Annotated in this window: 4 protein-coding genes and 1 pseudogene; 1 reads left to right on the forward strand and 4 read right to left on the reverse strand. The window is 35.5% G+C overall.

Translation table 11 applies throughout. The annotated features are described in order from the left end of the window. The 4 genes and pseudogenes from V7M80_RS04065 to V7M80_RS04080 form a co-directional block, all read right to left on the reverse strand. Nucleotides 1-311: pseudogene (locus tag V7M80_RS04065) on the reverse strand (tRNA pseudouridine(55) synthase TruB); the annotation flags it as partial. Continuing rightward, nucleotides 311-1,114: an undecaprenyl-diphosphate phosphatase gene (locus V7M80_RS04070; RefSeq protein WP_333694208.1), complete on the reverse strand. Its 804-nt coding sequence runs from the start codon at nt 1,112-1,114 to the stop codon at nt 311-313. The pseudogene V7M80_RS04065 and the gene V7M80_RS04070, both read right to left, overlap by 1 nt. Before the next feature lie 86 nt (nt 1,115-1,200). After that, nucleotides 1,201-1,446, reverse strand: coding sequence for a DUF3098 domain-containing protein (locus V7M80_RS04075; protein ID WP_333694210.1), 246 nt, complete (start codon nt 1,444-1,446; stop codon nt 1,201-1,203). Nucleotides 1,447-1,450: 4 nt separating this feature from the next. Then, on the reverse strand, nt 1,451-2,326 hold the full coding sequence (locus V7M80_RS04080) for a cell division protein FtsX (protein WP_333694212.1): 876 nt from the start codon (nt 2,324-2,326) through the stop codon (nt 1,451-1,453). A gap of 149 nt (nt 2,327-2,475) precedes the next feature. Between V7M80_RS04080 and V7M80_RS04085 the strand changes: the two genes are divergently transcribed. Then, nucleotides 2,476-3,332: class I tRNA ligase family protein (locus V7M80_RS04085; RefSeq protein ID WP_333694346.1), on the forward strand; the 857-nt coding region annotated here is incomplete at its 3' end.

A 3,332-nucleotide genomic window follows, 5' to 3' on the forward strand; every position in this document is an offset into this window, starting at 1 on the left:
GAAAAATTTTCATCGATTTCCGTTTCTAAATCATAGGATGGAGTAGTAGCACCTAAAAGAAATGTTCCGGTATATTCTTTGGCTTGTCCTTGAATTTCGGTGATGCGTTTGGTGAATTTTCCGGTACAAACGATTAACAAACCTGTAGCCAACGGATCTAGTGTACCGGCATGACCAATTTTAAATTTTTTTGAAAGTCCCAAATGCCGAATCAAAGCGTACTTGAGTTTGTTTACCGCCTGAAAAGACGACCATCTCAAGGGTTTGTCTATCAAAAGTACTTGTCCTTCCAGAATTTCTTCAGTTGTCATTAGTTTACAGAAAAATAAATCAATAAAAGCACTCCAACTATAATACGATAGTAACCCCACGGTTTAAATCCGTATTTTTTGATGACTTCAATAAACAATTTGATAGCCAAAACGGCTACCACAAAAGCAATAGCGTTTCCGATTAAAAAGAATTTGAAATTATGGCCTTCTAAAAGAAGTTCGTATCCTTTGAGCTGACTTACTTCGTAGGTTTTTAAGAATAAGGAATAAACGGTTACGGCCAACATAGTTGGGACAGCTAAGAAAAAAGAAAACTCAGCTGCCACAGCACGCGTTAAACCTTGTTGCATGCCACCAATAATTGAAGCAGCACTTCTACTGGTTCCGGGCATCATAGCCAAACATTGCCAGAAGCCAATAGTTACCGCTTTCTTGAGGGTAATTTCTTCTTCAGTTACAACTGTTGGGTTTTGAAATCTTTTGTCAATAAAAAGTAAAACGATACCTCCTAAAATTAAAACTATCGCAATGGGAATTGGATTTCCTAAAACCGCATCAATCTTATCATCAAATAATTTTCCTAAAACCAATGCCGGAATCACTGCTGCGGCCAATTTGATATAAAAATTAAATTTAGAGAAGTTGAAAAATTTTCGCCAATACAAAAAGACAACAGCTAAAATAGCTCCAAATTGAATGGAAACTTGAAATAATTTGACAAAGTCATCTTCCTGAATCCCAAAAAAGGAACTCGTGAAAATCATGTGAGCCGTTGAAGAAACCGGAAGATATTCGGTTAAACCTTCAATTATGGCTATAAGTATTGCGTGTAATAAATCCATTGGAAGTAGATAGTTAGATTTTTAGTTCCGATAGCTATCGGAATCGATTAATAGATTATCCAAAAATATAATAATCTGAAAATCTGTTAATCCTTTTTAGGGTTTTTCAAAATAGCATAAATCACTACGCCAAATCCGGCTAGCACAACTGTTGGTGCCAATCGAATTCTTCTAAAATCAAAAATCGCTTCGCTAAAAACTTTTGGGTCATCACTACCGCCACCACTCATCAAAATAAAACCCAAGGTAATAATGGCAATACCAATTAATAGAATTTTATAATTTACTTTTTCAAAAAGAAATTCCTGTTTTTGTTCGTTTTTGTTGCTCATATTTTTAGTATAAATCGTCTGTTCTAAGGTTCAAGAATTTTTGAGTAGCAAAGAAAGTACTGAACCAGGAAATTAAGATTCCCAATACCAATACGCCCAATAAAACGACACCTATCATCAATTGGTTTTCTAAAATTCCCAATTTAGGAAAATTACTATCGATGTAAAATAATACACCCACAATGCCCATTATGGCTAATAAAGCACCTACAATTCCTAGTTTAATGCTTCGCATAATAAAAGGTTTGCGAATAAACGATTTGGTTGCACCTACCATTTGCATGGTTTTAATAATAAATCGGTTGGAATAAATAGATAATCGCATGGAGCTATTTATCAATAAAACGGCTATTAAGGCTAAAAACCCCGTGATAACCAGCATCCAAAACGTTATTTTTTTGACATTGTCGTTGACTAAATCCACCAAATGTTTGTCGTAAACGATGTCAGAAATCATTTTATTCTGCTTGAAATCCTGTTCAATTTTTTTGATGCTATCAACTTGAACGTAGTCAGCTTTGAGATGAATATCATATGAATTTTGCAACGGATTAAAACCCAAAAACTGCATAAAATCTTCGCCTATAATATCTTTATGTTTAGAAGCGGCCGTTTCTTTGGATACAAAAGTATCGGTTTTTACAAAGGCTGAAGCTTTCAGTTTTTCGCCAAAAGCTTTCAAAATACTATCGCTGGCCGCATCTTTAAAATAAACCGACATTGGAATTTCTTCCTTGAAATCATCGGAAAGTTTTTTGGAATTAATTACAAATAAACTCAATAAACCCAACAAAAAAAGCACTAAAAAAACACTTAATACTACTGAAAAATAGGATGAAATGAGTCGTCTTTTTTGATACTTTTCGTAAGATGATGCCATAAAAAATAGTTTAAGCCGTAAAATTAAAAAAGAAATTGGTTAAACCACAGTTTATAACGGCTAAAGTTTTGAGTTTAGTACAATAAACGTAAATTTGCCGTTTAAAAAACCTTAGCAACTCAGAAACTCAGTTCCTCAGCACCTAAAATATGAAATACTTTCACGAACAAATTGAAGCCAAGTGGCAAGAATATTGGGCCAAAAACCAAACTTTTGCTGCTCAAAATAATTCCGATAAACCAAAATATTATGTGTTGGATATGTTTCCGTATCCATCCGGAGCCGGATTGCACGTGGGGCATCCGCTAGGCTATATTGCTTCAGACATCGTGGCTCGTTACAAAAGACATAAAGGGTTTAATGTGTTGCATCCGCAAGGCTATGACTCGTTCGGACTGCCAGCGGAACAATATGCCATTCAAACCGGACAACATCCGGAAAAAACAACCAAAGAGAATATCGCTCGTTACCGGGAACAATTAGATAAAATCGGTTTTTCATTCGACTGGAGTAGAGAAGTTCGTACCTCTAATCCCGATTATTACAAATGGACCCAATGGGTTTTTATTCAATTATTTGAATCGTATTATTGCAAAAAAGCAGATAAAGCATTTCCAATTTCTGAATTGGTAAAAGTTTTTGAAGCCGAAGGAAATGCCAATGTAGATTTGGTTTGTGATGATGGAGTCGAACTGTTTACAGCGGCTGAATGGAATTCCTTTTCAACCGAAAAACAACAAGAAATTCTTTTACAGTATCGCTTAACCTATTTGGCCGAAACCGAAGTAAACTGGTGTCCCGCTTTAGGAACTGTTTTAGCAAACGATGAAATTGTGAACGGTGTTTCTGAACGCGGTGGTCATCCCGTAATTCGTAAAAAAATGACGCAATGGAGTATGCGAATTTCTGCGTATGCTGAGCGTTTGTTGCAAGGTTTGGATACGATTGATTGGAGTGAATCTATCAAAGAATCACAAAGAAATTGGATTGGGAAATCAGTCGGAGC

Origin of the sequence: Flavobacterium sp. (assembly GCF_036759525.1) — a bacterium.
GTDB lineage: Bacteria > Bacteroidota > Bacteroidia > Flavobacteriales > Flavobacteriaceae > Flavobacterium.

Excerpts from the sequence above, each read along its gene's own strand:
- V7M80_RS04070 (WP_333694208.1), bottom strand. The coding sequence starts at position 1,114 with ATGGATTTATTACACGCAATACTTATAGCCATAATTGAAGGTTTAACC.
- V7M80_RS04075 (WP_333694210.1), bottom strand. The coding sequence starts at position 1,446 with ATGAGCAACAAAAACGAACAAAAACAGGAATTTCTTTTTGAAAAAGTA.
- V7M80_RS04080 (WP_333694212.1), bottom strand. The coding sequence starts at position 2,326 with ATGGCATCATCTTACGAAAAGTATCAAAAAAGACGACTCATTTCATCC.